This window comes from Candidatus Thioglobus sp. (assembly GCF_028599055.1).
In the GTDB taxonomy this organism is placed as follows: Bacteria; Pseudomonadota; Gammaproteobacteria; order PS1; family Pseudothioglobaceae; genus Thioglobus_A.
The window spans coordinates 1-2,072 of record NZ_JAQRMS010000190.1 but is presented as its reverse complement, the minus strand read 5'-3'; the positions used below and the strand labels follow the sequence as shown (position 1 = coordinate 2,072).

Below are 2,072 nucleotides of genomic sequence, written 5' to 3'. Positions count from 1 at the left end.
GTATGTCTAGTTTTGTCATGTGGAATTCACGAGTCATTTGTATGTCTAGTTTTGTCATGTGGAATTCACGAGTCATTTGTATGTCTAGTTTTGTCATGTGGAATTCACGAGTCATTTGTATGTCTAGTTTTGTCATGTGGAATTCACGAGTCATTTGTATCTCTAGTTTTGTCATGTGGAATTCACGAGTCATTTATGTGGGAAAAGAATGATAGGATCGTGACGTTAGTTATGAATTTCTTATATAATATTTTTAATTGTAAATGGTAGTTGCATGAAATAAGTATATTGTAGTTTGGATCCTACAATTCAACAAGATACAAAAACATTTTGGCTACAATTTGAACTGTCGTTGAATTTTTTGATGACTTTACTATTGGACCATAGACGAGAATATGTGTAAGAGGCGCCTTTTTATAGAAGTTCTGACGATGTCCGTACGGACAACAATTTCTAGGTTGGCGAATTGCTTACCATTTCGGAACACCTGAGTTCATCCTCAGTTTTTGATTTTGTATATGGTTTGTCGGTCTTGAGTTGTTTTGTGTTTGTTCACGCCGATTATTATTTGTGTTTGTCTTATTTTTTTTTGTCACGTGTTTTTCTTGACATGTTCTGCTTTTCATAATTTAATTTTAAAGCTCAATGTCGGATTCTGAAAATTGTTGGTAAAACGCATCATGAAATCACACCAGGCTATTGCTATTCACTGAACAGAAATGTACACGAATTCAAAAGGTAACATTCATCTTAGATTGATGCTTCGCAGTCAAACGAAGTTACAGATACTGCAAAGTATATTCAATCAAAATTCGGAAAATTTACCTGATTTTATTTTTTATCTTTTCGTAGGCGCACGGAATTTATTTCATTTTATCTCCTCAATATATACAGTCAGATAAAAGTTAAGCACCACATAACTTGTTTCAATAATATCTTTTCTAATAATGAACTTATTTCAAATCGGTTTGCCGTTTTCGTTACCTGTACGCACATACTTACTTACTTGTGAAACAGGTTATTGATCGATTTTTATTTATGTGTATATGACAGGTTGTGTAAAGTGCCACGTGTAGTTTTCAACATTTGTGTTTGCGAACGAAAGCTGATTTTTTTTTTAGGATAGAGTTTTAAGTTTCATTTTCTATTGGTTTGGTATGGTGCGGCGAAAATTAACCATACCAGAAAGGTGGCAAGCTGTTGGCATGCATTACGGTGGTTTTAGCCATAGAAGGGGGAATACCACTTCAGGGTTAACCATTCCATCATTGTACGACTGATGCAACGTTTTCGTCAAACGAGGACTGTTACTGACCGTCCACGTGCAGATAGACCTCGCAAATCGACGCCGAGAGGACCGGCTCATATCCAGACGAGCGCGGCAACGCCGTTCAGTATAGCTGGTGCACTTTGTGGTAATTTACTGTTTGCAGGCTACATTAGCACACGCACTGTAATCAGACGCCTCCACTATCAGGGAATGCGAGCGCAACGACCCATAAAACGTCCACAGTTGAAATTACGTCATCGCCATGCTCGATTTGACTGGTCACATGATCATTTGGGTTGGACTATTCGCACATCGAGATGGGTCCACTGGTCTGATGAAAGTTATTTTTTGTTACGCCCTACCGACGGTACGTCGTGTAAGGGTTTGGCGCCAACGAAACACTTCATTTCAGGACAACCACATTTTGGGCACAACTGCTTTTGGGGGTAGGGGTGTAACTGTCTGGGGTTGTTTTTCCTTTGAGTGTAAGTTGGGCTTGTGCGTTCTGGATGGTAATCTGACAGGCCAAAAATACCGTGACAATGTGCTCGCTCCACGCGTAGTCCACCATTTCGACAATCATGTGTTGGCTGGGAGGCCAATGTACAACGCTAGGCAACATAGAGCCCGAATTGTACATTTTTTTACAGCATAAGGCTGTTCAGACAATTCCATGGCCAACGATGTCGCCAGACATGAACCCTATAGAGCATGTATGGGACTTTATTGGCCGAAAAATTAACCAACGCAATCCAAAATGTCAAAATATTGACGAATTAAGAACTGCTATCTTACAGGAGTG

General features: G+C 39.3%; 1 protein-coding gene. It reads left to right on the top strand.

Translation table 11 applies throughout. The annotated features are described in order from the left end of the window. Window positions 1–1,279 precede the first annotated feature (1,279 nt). The gene (locus PSN35_RS07705; RefSeq protein ID WP_367183421.1) at window positions 1,280–1,720 is read left to right on the top strand and encodes a hypothetical protein; all 441 of its coding nucleotides are present in this window, start codon (window positions 1,280–1,282) and stop codon (window positions 1,718–1,720) included. The last annotated feature ends 352 nt before the right edge of the window (window positions 1,721–2,072 follow it).

Coding starts and splice junctions, on each gene's coding strand:
- PSN35_RS07705 (WP_367183421.1), top strand. CDS start 1,280: ATGCAACGTTTTCGTCAAACGAGGACTGTTACTGACCGTCCACGTGCA.